General features: G+C 68.3%; 16 protein-coding genes and 1 pseudogene. 8 read left to right on the top strand and 9 right to left on the bottom strand.

The window, feature by feature from the left end:
• Positions 1 to 83: 83 nt before the first annotated feature.
• Positions 84 to 905, bottom strand: coding sequence for a beta-keto acid cleavage family enzyme (locus IGS68_RS28150; RefSeq protein WP_201082394.1), 822 nt, complete (start codon positions 903 to 905; stop codon positions 84 to 86).
• Positions 906 to 1,144: 239 nt separating this feature from the next.
• Between IGS68_RS28150 and IGS68_RS28145 the strand changes: the two genes are divergently transcribed.
• Positions 1,145 to 1,795, top strand: a complete 651-nt coding sequence (locus IGS68_RS28145) for a TetR/AcrR family transcriptional regulator (protein ID WP_201082393.1) — start codon at positions 1,145 to 1,147, stop codon at positions 1,793 to 1,795.
• Positions 1,795 to 2,604, top strand: coding sequence for a type I methionyl aminopeptidase (gene map, locus IGS68_RS28140; RefSeq protein ID WP_201082391.1), 810 nt, complete (start codon positions 1,795 to 1,797; stop codon positions 2,602 to 2,604). Before IGS68_RS28145 ends, map begins: the two co-directional genes overlap by 1 nt.
• Before the next feature lie 219 nt (positions 2,605 to 2,823).
• Here map and IGS68_RS28135 read toward each other — a convergent pair whose 3' ends face one another.
• Both IGS68_RS28135 and IGS68_RS28130 read right to left on the bottom strand, forming a co-directional pair.
• The gene (locus IGS68_RS28135; RefSeq protein WP_201082389.1) at positions 2,824 to 3,561 is read right to left on the bottom strand and encodes a hypothetical protein; all 738 of its coding nucleotides are present in this window, start codon (positions 3,559 to 3,561) and stop codon (positions 2,824 to 2,826) included.
• A gap of 287 nt (positions 3,562 to 3,848) precedes the next feature.
• Complete coding sequence (locus tag IGS68_RS28130) at positions 3,849 to 4,544, bottom strand: GntR family transcriptional regulator (RefSeq protein WP_201082387.1); 696 nt, start codon at positions 4,542 to 4,544, stop codon at positions 3,849 to 3,851.
• Positions 4,545 to 4,698: 154 nt separating this feature from the next.
• Between IGS68_RS28130 and IGS68_RS28125 the strand changes: the two genes are divergently transcribed.
• From IGS68_RS28125 to IGS68_RS28115, 3 genes are read left to right on the top strand one after another with little or no spacing between them, the layout of a single operon-like run.
• The gene (locus IGS68_RS28125; protein WP_201082385.1) at positions 4,699 to 5,541 is read left to right on the top strand and encodes a fumarylacetoacetate hydrolase family protein; all 843 of its coding nucleotides are present in this window, start codon (positions 4,699 to 4,701) and stop codon (positions 5,539 to 5,541) included.
• A 50-nt stretch (positions 5,542 to 5,591) separates the two neighbouring features.
• Positions 5,592 to 6,338: an SDR family NAD(P)-dependent oxidoreductase gene (locus IGS68_RS28120; RefSeq protein WP_201082383.1), complete on the top strand. Its 747-nt coding sequence runs from the start codon at positions 5,592 to 5,594 to the stop codon at positions 6,336 to 6,338.
• Between the two features lie 43 nt (positions 6,339 to 6,381).
• Positions 6,382 to 7,404, top strand: a complete 1,023-nt coding sequence (locus IGS68_RS28115) for a TRAP transporter substrate-binding protein (RefSeq protein WP_201082381.1) — start codon at positions 6,382 to 6,384, stop codon at positions 7,402 to 7,404.
• 243 nt (positions 7,405 to 7,647) lie between these two features.
• On the opposite strand, the gene purU is transcribed toward IGS68_RS28115, so the two are convergent.
• Positions 7,648 to 8,511, bottom strand: a complete 864-nt coding sequence (gene purU / locus IGS68_RS28110; RefSeq protein WP_247881460.1) for a formyltetrahydrofolate deformylase — start codon at positions 8,509 to 8,511, stop codon at positions 7,648 to 7,650.
• A 35-nt stretch (positions 8,512 to 8,546) separates the two neighbouring features.
• Entirely contained in the window at positions 8,547 to 9,077 is a 531-nt protein-coding gene (locus IGS68_RS28105) for a prolyl-tRNA synthetase associated domain-containing protein (RefSeq protein ID WP_201082379.1), read from the bottom strand.
• A gap of 213 nt (positions 9,078 to 9,290) precedes the next feature.
• On the opposite strand from IGS68_RS28105, the gene IGS68_RS28100 reads away from it, so the two are divergent.
• Together IGS68_RS28100 and IGS68_RS28095 are read left to right on the top strand one after the other, a co-directional pair.
• Positions 9,291 to 10,184, top strand: a complete 894-nt coding sequence (locus IGS68_RS28100) for an EamA family transporter (RefSeq protein ID WP_201082377.1) — start codon at positions 9,291 to 9,293, stop codon at positions 10,182 to 10,184.
• 156 nt (positions 10,185 to 10,340) lie between these two features.
• Positions 10,341 to 11,336, top strand: a pseudogene (locus IGS68_RS28095) (GlxA family transcriptional regulator); the annotation flags it as partial.
• 140 nt (positions 11,337 to 11,476) lie between these two features.
• Here IGS68_RS28095 and IGS68_RS28090 read toward each other — a convergent pair.
• The 3 genes from IGS68_RS28090 to IGS68_RS28080 are packed head-to-tail and all read right to left on the bottom strand — an operon-like array spanning position 11,477 to position 13,312.
• Positions 11,477 to 12,439 carry an SDR family oxidoreductase gene (locus IGS68_RS28090; RefSeq protein ID WP_201082797.1) on the bottom strand — a complete coding sequence of 321 codons (963 nt, stop codon included), beginning with the start codon at positions 12,437 to 12,439 and terminating at the stop codon, positions 11,477 to 11,479.
• Positions 12,440 to 12,476: 37 nt separating this feature from the next.
• Complete coding sequence (locus IGS68_RS28085; RefSeq protein WP_201082795.1) at positions 12,477 to 13,091, bottom strand: class I SAM-dependent methyltransferase; 615 nt, start codon at positions 13,089 to 13,091, stop codon at positions 12,477 to 12,479.
• 50 nt (positions 13,092 to 13,141) lie between these two features.
• Positions 13,142 to 13,312, bottom strand: a complete 171-nt coding sequence (locus tag IGS68_RS28080; RefSeq protein ID WP_201082375.1) for a hypothetical protein — start codon at positions 13,310 to 13,312, stop codon at positions 13,142 to 13,144.
• A gap of 378 nt (positions 13,313 to 13,690) precedes the next feature.
• Here IGS68_RS28080 and IGS68_RS28075 point away from each other — a divergent pair, with 378 nt between their 5' ends.
• Positions 13,691 to 14,098, top strand: a complete 408-nt coding sequence (locus IGS68_RS28075) for a GFA family protein (RefSeq protein WP_201082374.1) — start codon at positions 13,691 to 13,693, stop codon at positions 14,096 to 14,098.
• Here IGS68_RS28075 and IGS68_RS28070 read toward each other — a convergent pair.
• Entirely contained in the window at positions 14,065 to 15,039 is a 975-nt protein-coding gene (locus IGS68_RS28070) for an AraC family transcriptional regulator (protein WP_201082373.1), read from the bottom strand. The genes IGS68_RS28075 and IGS68_RS28070 overlap by 34 nt on opposite strands.
• Positions 15,040 to 15,118: the final 79 nt, after the last annotated feature.

Raw genomic sequence — 15,118 nt, 5'->3', positions numbered from 1 at the left:
GAGGGAATCGGTGACATCCCCGGCGTCCGTGCCCTGCTTTCCCATCGCCGAAGCCGGTGCACGGGCGCCTCTGGCGCCCGCCGTCAGGACGGAGGACGCCGCAGCCGGTCCCGCGCGGCGGGGCCGTCGAGGCAGGCCACTCCGACCGCCTCGGCCGCCCGGACGGCCTGGGCGACCAGGGCCGCGTTGTCCGGTGCCGGGGTTCCGTCCCTCAGGTGCAGATTGTTCTCGAACCCGACGCGGACATCGCCTCCCAGAACCATCGCCGCCGCCGCGCAGGCGAGTTCGTTGCGCCCGAAGGCGCAGACGGTCCAGGAGTGGCGCTCCACGTTGGCCGCGACGAAGGGCAGCAGGTCCGCCGGATCGGACTGCTGGTTCTCGGCGTACCGGCCGAGCACGAACAGCAGGTCCCGGAACTGGTCGGGCATCACGCCGCGCCGCCGCAGGTCGTCGAACCGGCCGATCTCGTCCGGAGAGTAGAGGATGAACTGGGGGGCGATCGGCTCTTCGGCCAGCCAGCCGAGGAAGGCGGCCGCGGCCGGCTCGGCGGCGGCGTCGGGAACGAGTTCCCGGAGGGCGATCGACACGGCCTCCGGCCGCAGGTCGCGGACCAGGGCCATCTGCTGCCGCGGTGCGTAGCGTCCCACCGCCTCGGTCGTGGCCTGCAGGACCAGGCCGTCGCCGACCGCGTCCCGGATCGCCGCGAAGGTGTCGCGATAGCGCGGCGCGTCGAGCACGTGGCGGCCGGCGTCGTCCCGGACATGCACGTGGATCATCGCGGCGCCCGCCGACAGGCAGCGGGCCGCCGCGTCGGCCAACTCCCGGGCGGTCATCGGCAGGGCCGGGTGGTCGCCCCTGGTCCGCCGGGCGCCGTTCGGCGCCACCATGATCGAGATCGGTCTCATGTCGTACTTTCCTCCCTTCACGGTGCCATTGTCCTTCCGCTGGGGTGAGATCAGGATTCCGGAGAGGCATGATGACCGACGATACGATGGCATTTCTGTTCGATCGGATCCAGGCCGGTACCGGCGGCGACCTTCCGCGCGCCACCGGCCCCTTCGACCGCCGGGCGGCCGGGAGGAACTGTCGTCCCGGCCGCGGAATCAAGTAGACGGAACATTCTAAAACGATTATTCTAATTGTCATGGTCAGGACCGCACGCTTTTCCGAGAAGGACTTCGTCGACGCCGCGACGGCCCTGGTGGCCGAGGGCGGCCCCGCTGCCGCCACCATGCAGGCGATCGCCCGGCGGGTGGGGGCGCCGACGGGGTCGATCTATCATCGCTTCGAGTCCCGCGCGGCCGTCATCGGCATGGCCTGGAACACGGCCTACGCTTCCTTCGTCGGGGTCCTGGCTCCTCTGCTCCGCGAGGGGCGTCCGCGGGAGGCGGCCCTGGCCATCCTGCCCTGGTCCAGGGAGAACGGGCACCGCGCCCGCTTCCTGCTCCTGAACGAGCCGGTCACCCTGTTCGAGGACAGCCCACCCCCGGCGCCGCTGCGGGAGGCGCTCGAGACGCTGGAGGACGAGTTGGACGGCGCCTTCCGGGCCTGCGTTGTGGCGTGCGGGGATGGCACCGTCCGTGACGAGGAACTGGCGAGGGCCAGGTTCCTGATCTTCGACGCGCCTATCGCCATCCTGCGCCCCCACCTCTCCAGGGGGGCTGCGCTGCCATCCTTCGCGGAGCGGATGATCGCCGAACTCCATGCCGGGATGCCCGTCGCCGTCACGCAGGACGCGGGCAGCCGGCCGTCGCGCGGCGCAGCCGCCCTCTCTCCGCTGATCCGGGACCGCTGATGACCCGTCTTGCCGTTCACCGAAGCATAAAGCTGCACACCGCGGAGGATTTCGCCGGGATGCGGGCCGCCGGCCGGCTCGCCGCGTCCACTTTGGACATGATCACCGATCATGTCGGGGCGGGCATCGCCACGGCGGAGCTTGACCGGCTCTGCCACGAATACATCCTCGACCACGGAGCCAAGCCGGCTTCGCTGGGCTACCGCGGCTACGCCCACGCGACCTGCATCTCGCTCAACCATGTCGTCTGCCACGGCATTCCCGGCGAACGGAGGCTGGCGGAAGGCGACATCCTCAACATCGACCTGGCGGTGATCCTCGACGGGTGGCATGGCGACAGCAGCCGCATGTACGGGGTCGGCAAGATCGGCCTGCGCGCCCAGCGCCTCATCGACGTGACCTACGAGGCGATGATGCGCGGCATCGGGGCGATCCGGCCCGGCGGGACGGTCGGCGACATCGGCTTTGCGATCCAGCGGTGCGTGGAGGCGGAGCGCTTCACCGTCGTCCGTGATTTCTGCGGCCACGGCCTTGGGCGCGTTTACCACGACGCGCCGAACATCCTGAATTACGGACGGGCCGGCGAAGGCCCGGAACTGCTGCCGGGTATGTTCCTGACGGTCGAGCCGATGGTGAACGCGGGCCGGCCGGACGTGAAGGTTCTCAGCGACGGGTGGACGGCCGTGAGCCGGGACCGGAGCCTCTCCGCGCAATTCGAGCACAGCGTCGGCGTCACGGAGACGGGCTGCGAGATCTTCACCCTCTCACCCGCGCGATTCACCAGGCCGCCCTATTCCTCCGCCGGATGAGGGGTGCCCCGCCGCCGCCTCGGCAGCGCGTGCTCGGCGAAGTCCTGGTTGCCGAAGCCTACGACGGCGACCCAGTCCTGAACCTCGATACCCCGCGTGCCGTCGCGCGGGCGCCGGACCGCGGGTCGGGTCAGCTTGGCCGGAGACCGCCGGCGGCGGGAGATGGTGGCCTCGCACCCGGGCCGCACCGTCCGGGTGCGTGCCCCCGGCCGCTCCGCCCTACTGCAGCGACGCGATCACGGTTTCATGGTCCATGGCCATCCCGGCGAGGCGGGGCTCGTCGAGCGCCACGACGACGTAGAACGGCTTTCTCATCTCCGCGCAATAGACCGCGTCGCCGAGGTCGATCAGGCGCCTGGACTCGCCGTTCGATATGCGGGTGTGCATCCTGTCGAAGGCTTCCACGCCGCCCAGTCGCCCGGCGACCTCCGACTGGGAGCGACGGAGCAGGGACGAGTTGCGGACGGTGAAATCGGCGTATCTCTGGAACGCCGACGGGTCCGCCCAGACCCGGCCGCAGGCCAGGCCCGCGAGCATGGTCTGGGTCTGCAGGGCCACGACCCGGTCGGCCATCGTCAAGCTCGGCATCGACGGCGATTGGATCAGGTTGGCCTGCGCGACGGACGGGGTTTCGAACGCCCTGGCGGGGAGCGCGACCGCGCCATGGTCCAGGGGCGGGCGCGACGCCGCCGTGTTTTCTGCCTGTCCGACCAGCGCTTGCACCGTCCGCATCTCGAAGGACGGCTGGACGAGCTTCATGCCCGCCTCGGCGGACGGGACGCCGGAGCCGGCGTCGGAGGGCAGGGGGGCTATGGCCGATGGCGGGGAGACGACCAGGGGTTCCCGGACTCCCGGTTCGACGCATCCGGTCAGCAGGATGCCGGCCAGCGGCACCAGGGCGAGGGCGGCCGAGGCGGCGGGGAAAGCCCGCCGGCCCTGTCGAACTGAAAATCCCATGTCAGCCTCTTTTCTTGGATTTGTTTCGGTGGGTTGCCGCTGAAGGAAACCCTACCACCTGGACTGGTATGGCTGATGTTCTCGCAGGGAGTAACTTGAGAATAAAATGAACGTGTGACTATACACCCCCCGCCTGGCCAGAAGTCGGCCGCAGGATATCAAATAACGAACTCGCTGGCCGTAATAACGTTATTCTCAACTGTAAGTAACGTTTCGGCCTCTTGCCGGAGTTAATCCGAAAGTTACCTGGATTCGCATGACGCTGCTGCCGTCCGGCGCCTACGCGGTCATAGGGCCGACGTGAAATCGGCGTCGGTCTCGAACAGCTTCTCAACGGCGTCCGCCGTGTTCTGGTAGTGGTCGCGCAGCGCTTCGACCGCCTGGTCGGATTTCCGCGCGATCGACAGCTCCATGATCTCCCTGTGCTCCTGGGCGGCGTCGCGGGTCTGCCCGGGGATGCTGATCGACATCCGGCGGTAGCGGTCCGCCTTGCCGAAGAGCTTCCCGCACAGGTCCGTGAGGATCGGGGAACCGCAGGCCGAGACGAGGGCCTTGTGGAAGGCCGCGTGCTTCTGCTCCCACTCCTCCCGGACGGCCGAGGGGATGTCGTCGCGCTCCCGCGGGACGCGGGACATCAGGTGATGGGTCGCCAGGACGCGGCTCTCCCACTCGGCATCACCGTGCAGGATGGACAGGCGCAGGGCCTCGCCTTCCAGCAGCTTGCGGTTCTCGACGATGTCCCGGAGTTCGGCCCGGGACAGGGGAGCCACCCGAAAGCCTCGGTGGTCGTCCGAGATGGTGAAGCCTTCCGCGGTGAGACGCGCCAGCGCCTCGCGCACGGGGCTGACGCTCATCCTGCACAGGCTCTGCAGCTCCGCGAAACGCAGGCGCTGGCCCGGCCGGAGCGAGCCCGTCCTGATCGCCTGGTGGATCGTCGCGTACGCATCGCCCGCCAGGGTGCGCGGCTCGTCACGGTCCGTCATGGCTGCCCTCTCGCGCCTCGGTGGCCGGATTTTCGAAAATCCTGCTATTCATCGAAAAATGTTGACTGCATACAAAAACCATGTGATCAGTATGATAACGAAACATATTCAAAAACACGACGCCTTTCGGCGTCCGTGATCAGGAGGTTACGTTTTGAAGCTGGTTCGCTTTGGTGCCCCGGGCGCGGAAAAGCCCGGCCTGATCGATGCCGACGGCCGCCTGCGCGACCTCTCGTCCGTCGTGGCGGACATCGATGGCAAGGCCCTCGCCCCGGACAGCCTGGATCGCCTGCGCGCACTCGACCCCGCGCAGCTTCCCGCGGTGCCGGAAGGCACCCGGCTCGGCTCCTGCGTCACCGGCGTCGGCAACTTCATCGCCGTCGGCCTGAACTACGCCGACCACGCGGCCGAGAGCGGCATGCCCGTTCCGGAGGAGCCCGTCCTGTTCAACAAGGCGCCGTCCTGCATCGTCGGGCCGGACGACACCGTGCTCATCCCGCCCGGCTCGGAGAAGACCGACTGGGAGGTCGAGCTGGCCATCGTGATCGGCAGGCAGGGCAGCTACATCGCCGAGGCCGACGCGCTGGACCATGTCGCGGGCTATTGCGTCTGCAACGACGTGTCCGAGCGCTCGTACCAGCTGGAGCGCGGCGGCCAGTGGACCAAGGGCAAGGGCTGCCCGACCTTCGGCCCGCTGGGACCCTGGATGGTGACCCGGGACGAGGTGGAGAACGTCGACGACCTGGCCATGACGCTGGCCGTCAACGGCGAGGTGGTCCAGGACGGCTCGACCCGGACCATGATCTTCAAGGTTCCCTTCCTGGTGTCCTACATCTCGCAGTTCATGACCCTGATGCCGGGCGACGTGATCACCACCGGCACGCCGCCGGGCGTCGGGCTGGGCATGAAGCCGCCGCGCTACCTGAAGGACGGCGACACCATGCGCGTGGAGATCCAGGGCCTGGGCGTGCAGCGGCAGAAGGTCGCCGCCGCCTGATCCAGCGGCCGGGAAAGACGAGCCCGCGAAAGAACAATGGGAGCCAAGCGATGAACAAGATCGATCTGGCCGGCAAGTGCATGGTCGTCACCGGCGGCGCCCGCGGCATCGGCTACGCGATCGCCGACCGCCTCGTGCGGTCGGGCGCCAGGGTCGCCCTGTGGGATCGGCTGGGCGACGAGGCCGAGGCGAGCGCCGGCGAACTGGCGAACGGCACGATCGCCTGCGCCGTGGACGTCGCCGACGTCGCCTCGGTCGAGGCGGCGGCCCGGCGCACCCGCGAGGCCTTCGGGCGCATCGACGGGCTGGTCAACGGCGCCGGCGTCACCGGCCCGGTCAAGCCGCTGACGGGCTATTCCGCCGAGGAATGGCGGAGCGTGGTCGAGGTGAACCTGACCGGTACCTTCAACTGCTGCCGGTCGGTCGTGCCGATCATGCAGGAGAACGACTACGGCCGGATCGTCAACATCGCCTCCGTCGCCGGCAAGGAGGGCAACCCGAACCTCGCCGCCTACAGCGCGGCCAAGGCGGGCGTCATCGGCCTGACCAAGTCGCTCGGCAAGGAACTGGCCAAGACGGGCATCGCGGTCAACTGCATCACGCCGACGACGGCCAAGACGCCGATCCTGGATCAGCTGACGCCGGAATTCATCGAGTACATGCGGGTCCGCATCCCGCGCGACCGCTTCGTCGAGCTGACCGAGATCGCCGCCATGGTGGCCTGGCTGCTGTCGGAGGAAAACTCCTTCACGACCGCCGCGGTGTTCGACCTGAGCGGCGGCCGCACGACCTACTGACGGCCCAGGCGCCATTCCCCCTTCAGAACAGACCAGGTAAGACATGAGCAACACGCTGAAAAGCCTGTGCGCGGGACTGCTCGCGACCGGAGCCCTGCTGATCGCCGGCACGACCCACGCCGCCGACATCCGCGACCGCACCGTCAAGTTCGCCTTCGTGCAGAACATCGACAACCACTGGGGCGCGGGGGCCGAGAAGTTCGCAGAGATCGTCAAGGAGAAGAGCGGCGGCAAGATCAAGATCAAGCTGTTCCCGGGCGGTGTCCTGGGCGGCGACGTCCAGACCGTCTCGGCGCTCCAGGGCGGCACGGTCGAGATGGCCATGATGGGGCCGTCCCTGCTGGTCGGCCTGGTCAAGGAATTCTCCGTGTTCGACTTCCCCTTCCTGTTCCGGAACGCCCAGGAGAGCGACGCGATCCTGGACGGCCCGGCCGGCCGGTCGCTGATCGACAAGCTCCAGGCCAAGGGGATCGTCGGCCTGTCCTACTGGGAGCATGGCTTCCGGAACCTGACCAACAACCGGCATCCCGTCGCAAAGTGGGAAGACATCCAGGGCCTGAAGATCCGGGTGATCCAGGTGCCGCTCTATATCGACGCGTTCAACGCCATGGGCGCCAACGCCGTGCCGCTGCCCCTGCCGGAGCTCTACACGGCGCTGGAGACGGGGACCGTGGATGGACAGGAGAACCCGCTCGCCTCGATCCTTTCCTCCAAGTTCAACGAGGTGCAGAAGCACGTCTCCACCACCAACCACACCTACAATCCGCTGATCGTCCTGAGCAGCAAGAGGTTCTGGGACAAATTGACGGCGGACGAGCAGAAGCTGCTGCTCGACGCGGCGGAGGAGGTGAAGCCCTACCAGCGCAAGGTGTCCCGCGACATGAACGCGGCGGCGCTGGAAGAGCTGAAGGCATCGGGCATGACCGTGACCGAGGTTTCGGACGCGGAGCGGGCCCGCATGGCGGAGAAGCTGCAGCCGGTCATCGCCAAGTTCACCAAGGAGACCGACGAGGCCCTTGTGCGGGACATCAACGCCCAGCTGGAGAAGGTCCGCGCCGCGAACTGATCCGGCCCCGCTCGGGTCGGCACGGCCTTCCAGGCGGGCGATGCCGTGGCGGAACGTTTCCGGGTCCGGCACGCTCTCGATGAAACCGTCGTCCGAGTCGGTGCCGATCCAGCCCGGCGCCTTGGTTCCGACAGTGTCCCGGACCGATCCGGTGTGCGGTTCCGACCGGCTTCGATCCCGCCCAGGCGGCGGTGATCCCGATGTCGATCGGAACCATCAAGGCGTTCGACATCGGGCGGGCGCTCAGCGGAACACGATGACCCGGCGGCCATGCACCATCGTCCGCATCTCGATGTGCAGGCGGACCGCCCGGGCCAGGACCACGCTCTCCACGTCGCGGCCGATCGCCACGAGGTCGTCCGGGCTCATGGCGTGGTCCACCCGCGAGACCTCCTGCTCGATGATCGGTCCCTCGTCGAGATCCTCGGTGACGTAGTGCGCGGTGGCCCCGATCAGCTTGACGCCCCGCTCGTGCGCTTGGTGGTAGGGCTTGGCGCCCTTGAAGCTGGGCAGGAACGAGTGATGGATGTTGATGATCCGGCCCGCCAGCCTGGCGCAGAACTCCTCCGACAGCACCTGCATGTAGCGGGCGAGGATCATCAGTTCCACGCTGTTGCCCTTGATGAAATCGAGCAGGGCCGCTTCCGCCTCCGCCTTGGTCGCAGGGTTCACGTCCAGGCGGAAGAACGGGATGCCGGCGCGCTCGACCAGCGGCCGGAACATGTCGTGGTTCGACCCCACGCCGACGATGTCCACCGGCAGCGCGCCGATGCTGTGCCGGTAAAGCAGGTCGTTCAGGCAATGGCCGATCCTGGACACCATGATCAGGACCTTCGGGCGTCGCCGCGCGTCCCGGATGGCGAGGTCCATGTCGAAGCGGCGCATGATCGGCCGCAGGCCTTCGGCCAGTTCCGCTTCCCCGCCGATGGCGTCGGGGGCGTCGAAGGCGATCCGCTGGAAGAATCGCTGCCCGTCGGGATCGACGAACTGCGCGCTTTCCACGATATCGCAATCACGGTCCGACAGATGCGTGGAGATGGCGGAAATGATGCCCGGCCGGCTGGGGCAGGCGACGTTCATGAAGAAATGCTTCTGGTCCGGACGCATCGGGAACTCCATGGGAATGGTCTGTGACGGGAGGATCAGGCGATGTCCACGACTGCCGGACGGTAGCCGAGCCGGCCGAGGAGGGCCGAGAGGTCGTCCGGGTGCATCGACAGCGTGGCCCGGTTGGTCATGGGATGCAGGTTGATCCGGTCGCCCGCCAGGACGCGCCGGTCGAGCACCGGCCGGACGACGCGCCGCTCGTCCGCGACCAGGGCAAGCGGACTGACGCCGCCCGGCATCACGCCCATCACCTGGGCCAGGGCGTCCGGCGAGGCGAACGACAGCTTGGCGGAGCCGATGATTCCGGCGAGGTCCTTCAGGTTCACCGCGCGGTCGTGCGGCAGGGTCACCAGCCAGAACACCTTCTTCGCGTCCTTGAGGAAGAGGTTCTTCGTATGGACGCCGTCGATGCCGCGCCAATGCTCCTCCGCGTCCTGAACGGTGAGCACGGGCGGATGGAGATGCAGGCGCACCGGAGCGGACGCGAGGGAAAGCTGCTCCCACAGGATCCGGGGAATTCCGGCTTCCTGCCAGGAGAGCGGGACGGGGGCATGATCGTTCGCCATGGCGATCCTCCATTTCTTCCCAGCATGCGGCAACGGACCGGACGGCGCTTGTTCGGTTCGGCCATTCCGGCAGGAGCAATCGGCCATGGGCGCCGATCCGGCGCCTCCTTGCACGCGATGATGTCGAATTGACCGCCCGACCCGGCTCTGCCGGACTATCCTTCTTCCAGAACCTTTCCGGGCCCGACGCGGCCCGCATCCGGAGCCAAGCGCGTGGCCGACGCATCCTCCAAGCCCGACCCCGTCCGCAGGGAAGAGTCCACGGCACTGCCGCTGCTGTTCCTGCTGGCCTCGCTGCTGTCGCAGTATATCGGGGCGGCCTCGGCGAAATCGCTGTTCCCCCTGGTCGGGGCCGAGGGGGTCACTGCCCTGCGGGTGGGGCTGTCCGCCGTGCTGCTGACTGCCGTCTGGCGGCCCTGGCGCAGCCGTCTGGGCCGGCGGGACCTGCGCAACGTGCTCGTGTACGGCGTGACGCTGGGGGCGATGAACCTCAGCATCTACCGCGCGATGGAACTGATCCCGATCGGCATCGCCATCGCCATCGAGGTGACGGGGCCTCTCGCGGTGGCGCTGTTCGGCTCCCGGCGGCTCAGGGATTTCCTGTGGATCGCCTGCGCGGCGGCCGGGCTCGCGATGCTGCTGCCGGTGGAGGGGACCGGGGCTGCGCTCGACCCGCTGGGAGTGGCCTTCGCCGCGGGGGCCGCGCTCTGCTGGGCGCTCTACATCGTCTTCGGGAAACGTGCCTCCTCCCTGCCCGGCGGGCAGGCGGTCGCCTGGGGCATGCTGGTCGCCTCGACCTTCACGGTGCCTCTGGGGATCCTTCATGCGGGCGGCGCCCTGCTGGCGCCGGGCGTGCTGCTCGGCGGACTCGCGGTCGCGATCCTGTCGAGCATGGCGCCCTATTCGCTGGAGATGCTGGCGCTTCGGCGCCTGCCCAGCCACGTGTTCGGGCTGGTCGTCAGCGCCTCGCCCGCCGTGGCGTCGCTGATCGGCCTCTTCATGCTGGGCGAGCGGCTCAGCTGGGTGCAGTGGACCGCCATCGCGTTCATCGTATGCGCCTCGGCGGGCAGCGTGCTCGGCAGGGACGGCGGCGCGGGAAAGGCCTGACCACGCCCATCGGCCGCCTCATGCGGAGCCTCGGCAGCCGCGCGGTGCGCTCCAACGCGGAAACATGTCGCAAACACGCTGGAAGCCGATTGCGGACCGGGGCAGCTTGGCCCCGGGACGCCCATCCGGGGCGGCGGAAGGGGAGGGACCTGAGGCATGAACATGGGCACGCCCGCCTATCGGCCGGTATCGAGCGGCGGGACGGCGCCGCGCCGGACCGGCAGCCGGTCATGGGGCACCCGGTCGTGGGACGGGGTCCGGCCGCGGCTGTCGGTCGGTTTCCTGCTCGCCCGCAATTTCACCCTGACGCCGCTGTCGAGCTTCCTGGATGTGCTGCGCCTCGCCGCGGACGAGGGCGACGGCAGCCGCCAGATCCGCTGCCGCTGGACCGTCATGGGACTGGGACGGGAGCCGGTCCGGTCGAGTTGCGGCCTGGACATCCTTCCTTGGGACGACCTGCGGGACGTGCGCGACTTCGATTGCATCGTCGTCGTCGGCGGGCTGCTGGACGACGGGCCGCAGCTCGACACGATGACGCTGGCCTACCTTCGGGAGGCGGCCGCCAGGGGCGTCACGCTGATCGGCCTGTGCACGGGGACCTTCGCGCTGGTGGAGGCCGGCCTGATGGCGGGGCGCAGATGCTGCGTGAGCTGGTACCATCACCGCGATTTCGCGGAGCGGTTCCCCGGCCAGCCTTTCGTGGCCGACCAGCTGTTCCTGGTCGATGGCGACAGGATCACCTGTCCCGGCGGCACGGCGGCGGCCGACCTGGCCGCGTGGCTGATCGAGCGGCACGTCGGCAATGCCGCGGCGCAGAAGGCCATGCATATCCTGCTGGCCGACAGGATGCGGCAGCCGGGTCAGCCCCAGCCCCAGCCGCCGAGCGCGTCGCCCGTGACCAACGAACGCGTCCGCAGGGCCATGCTCCTGATGGAACAGAACCTAAGCTTCCCCCTTTCGGCCGCCGAGATCGCCGGACGGGTGCAACTGAGCATCCGCCATCTCGACCGTCTGTTCCGGATGGAAACCGGCATGCCGACGCTCACCTGTTACCGCCGGTTGAGGCTCAGCTATGTCCGCTGGAGGCTCGTCAATACCGACGATACGATCACCGACATCGCGCTGGAAGCCGGCTTCGCCGATTGCGCGCACCTGTCCCGCCAGTTCCGGGCGGTGTTCGGGGTTTCGCCGTCCACTGTGCGCAGCCGGGGCGGTGCCGAGGCGCCGGCAGCCCCGGAGCACGGCGATCCTCCTGTCCGACGGACCGTCAGGGGTGTCCTCCGACGGCGGGTTCATGGTGCGGAAAACTCCCTGCCGCCCGGACCGATGCCCGACGCCATTCCACCGAAGGTCACGCCGGTCAGCGCCTCGGAAACTTGCCAGAGCCGTGCGGCCACCGCCTTGTCTTCGGCCCGCGGCGGGACCCGGGACGGAGCGGGATGTCCGCGCGTCTCGCTGAACCTGTCGGGACCGTAGTATCCGCCCGGCTTGGCGTCGGGCGACGTCGCGGCGTAGAGCGCCGGCAAGGCCCCTTTCGCCGCCGGCTGGAACAGGAACGGGAGGGTCGATCGCACCAGGCGGCCGATGTCCCACCGGCTCGTGGAATTGTAAAGAAGGTCGGTTCGCGCTATTCCCGGATGCGCGGCGATGCTCTCGATGCCCCACCCTCCGGCGTCGCTGCGGCGTTGCAGTTCGAAGGCGAAGATGAGGCAGGCGAGCTTCGACTGGCTGTAGACGGACATCGGGTCGTAGTTCCGTCCGGCATTCAGATCGTCGAAGTCGATCGTCCCGCTCCGGGCGGCGACGCTGCTTATCGGGACGATGCGGGGGCTCCTTCCCTGCCGCAGCAAGGGAAGGAGCTGTGCGGTCAGGGCGAAGTGCCCGAGATAGTTGGTGCCGAGTTGGAGTTCGAACCCGTCGGCCGTTTCCTGCCGTTTCGGCGGTATCATGATGCCGGCATTGTTGATCAGCAGGTCGAGGCCCGTGCGGGCCGACCGCATCCTTTCGCCGAAGGCGGCGACCGAAGCCAGATCCGCCAGATCGAGCGGTTCGAAGCTGATCCTGGCGTCGCGGTCGGCTGCTCGGATCCGCTGCACCGCCTCGTCGCCCTTGGCCGGGTTCCTGCCGGCCAGGACGACGTCCGCGCCGGCCCGCGCCAGTACCCGGGCGCATTCATAGCCCAGGCCGCCGGTCCCGGTGACGACGACCGAGCGCCCGTTCTGGGCGGGCATGCTGTCCGTGGTCCATTTCGTCATGGGTCGCATGGCCTTTTTCTTCGGTTGGGGCAGCCGGTCATGGTGACGGTTTCCTCCATTCCGGCAGATGCGGTCCGCGCCGGCTTATGCGGTAGACGGCCGCGGGCGGCAGATTGCTGACGGTGCTGCCGATGCGCTGCGCCTTCAGTCCGAGCCGGTCGAGGATCGGCCGCGGAACCGGGCAGCGCGGGCCATAGGTAAACTGGTAGAAGGCCCCGCGGGGCCGCAGGCAGGCGAACGCGCCCGTGAGTATGGCGATGACGGTCCGGGGCGGCATCGAGACGAGGCCGAGGCCGCTTACGACTGCTCCGGCCGTCGCACCCGGAAACAGATCGGGAGCCGAAAGCCTGGATGCATCCTGGTGCAGGATCCTCGCCTGCGGAAACCGCTCGCGCAGAACCGTCACGAACTCGGCCCCATACTCGACCAGCGTCAGGTCGGTCTGGTTCAAACCGCGGTCGAGCAGCGCCTTGGTGAAGACACCGGTCCCGGGGCCAAGCTCCAGGACCGGCGACTGCGCGGCGCCGATCTCCGACGTGATCAGCCGGGCGAGCGATGCGCTGGACGGCGTGACGGCGGCGACCCGCAACGGCTCCGTGATCCAGGATCGCAAGAAGCGCACCCGATCCGACCATCGGGCTTGCCGGGGGATCGGGTCGCCGCCGCACGGATCGGGGAGCGGATGGATGCATTTCGGGATCATCATGCCTCGCTTCCCGGCACGGCCGTCCGGGTGCGCCGCTCGCCGGCGGCGTCGAACATCCGGTTGGCGACGGCGGGACGGCCGGGATCCTCGCGCAGGTGCCACGGCAGAGGCTTGCCGTCCATCGCTTCGATGTCGTCGATCAAGCCGGTGACGATGAGGGATACCATGCAGTCTCCACTGGATGTGCCGATCCGTCCGGTGATCCCAGGGAGCGGCCATGCTCCTTTCCGGGATCGAGGGGACCATGTTGCCGAGAAACGATGTTGCAAGACGCAGGCGCCGCGGACATCGCCGATTCTGCCCTGCGAAACCGCGAGAACATTCCCTTCAGTCTTCCCCGCGGTTCGAGGATCACCGTAACGGCTGCCTGTCGCAGCCCTGTGCCGGGATTGTCCGCCCTTGTACCGATTTGTATCAGCCGCGGCGGCCGAAACGCCGACGCACGGCACCCTGGAACATTCTGATACAAGTCCGTCCGGGCAACCGCCGGCGGACTCCCTGCGTTTCAGCCGCCCGTTTTTCACCAACCCCGAGGTAGATCCCTTATGCTGAAGCTCTCCTGCCATTGCGGCCAGGTCCGCATCGAACTGGACAGGCGGCCGGACTACATCAACGAGTGCAACTGCACGCTCTGTAGCAAGGCGGGCGTCCGCTGGGCCTATTTCCATCCATCCCAGGTCGGGGTCGAGGGGACGGCAAGCAGTTACATCCGGGAGGACAAGGCGGAGCCGGGGGCTGAAATCCGTTTCTGCCCTAGGTGCGGATCGACGACGCATTTCACGCTGACCGAAGGCGCCGTCGCGAAGTTCGGAAACACCATGATGGGCGTCAACATGAGGCTCGCGGACGAGGGCGATCTTGCCGGGAGCGAGCTGCGCTATCCCGACGGGCGAGCCTGGCCGGGCCACGGCGACTTCGGTTACGTGCGGGAGGCGCGCATCATCGGTGAATGACCGTTCCCCTGCCCGCGGGGGACAGGGGTCGGCGCCGGATCGCGGCCATACTGCCGGGGCGTGCAGCCCATGACCCTCTTGAAGGCCGTACTGAAGGCGCTTTCGGACTCGTAGCCGAGCGACAGGGCGACGGCCGATACGGACTGGCTGGTATTCTCGAACCTGTCGCCGGCAAGCAGCATGCGCCAGCGCGCCAGGTACTCCATCGCGGTCTCCCCGGCCATCTCCCTGAACTTCAGGGCGAAGCTCGACCGGGACATGCCGGCGCGTTCGGCCAGTTCCTTCAACGTCCAGCGATACGCCGGGTCGGCGTGGATGGCGGCGATCGCCGCGCCGAGTTGTTTGTCCGCGAGCGCGAAGAACCATCCGACGCCGCCGGCCGGCCCGTCGTCGAGGTGCAGACGCAGGGCCTGGACCAGCATCATGTGCGCGAGATGCTGCGCGATGAGCGCGCTGCCCGGCCGCTGCTCGCGCAACTCCTCCCGCATCCGCTCGACCGACCAGCGGAGCGCCGCCTGCTCGGATGCTCTGCGCACATGCACGATGGGCGGAAGCATTCGGAGGAGGCTGCCCGAGTTCCTGCCGCTGACCGCGAAGCGGCTGCCGACCAGATAGAAATCGCCGCCGCCCTTGACCGTCACGACGCCCCCCGGCCGGGCCGGCGGAAAGAACGCGCCGGACTCGACCGGCGGCAGCGCGACGTCGCTGGCGAGACGGAAGTCCCGCCCGCTCGGCAGCACGAAACACTCGCCCGATCTCAGCCTCACCGGCTCGGCGACGTCCTCGACGGACAACCAGCACTCTCCCGACAGGACGGCGTAGCATTTCATGCGGTTCTGCTGGTTCGAGAACCGGATCGACCAGTCGCCGCCGGCGTCGAACCCCGCGGACACGTAGCTTTGCGGCTTCAGCAGGGCCAGCACATCTGACAGCGGATCCATGGACCTTCCCTGGACGATCTCGAAGATAACTCGGACCCCGCAGCATAGACCGTATTCCGGCGCCTGCCTATCCTGGGGG

The organism is Skermanella sp. TT6 (genome assembly GCF_016653635.2).
GTDB lineage: Bacteria > Pseudomonadota > Alphaproteobacteria > Azospirillales > Azospirillaceae > Skermanella > Skermanella cutis.
Note: the sequence above shows the minus strand (reverse complement) of the source record. Positions and strands in the feature narration are given on the sequence as shown.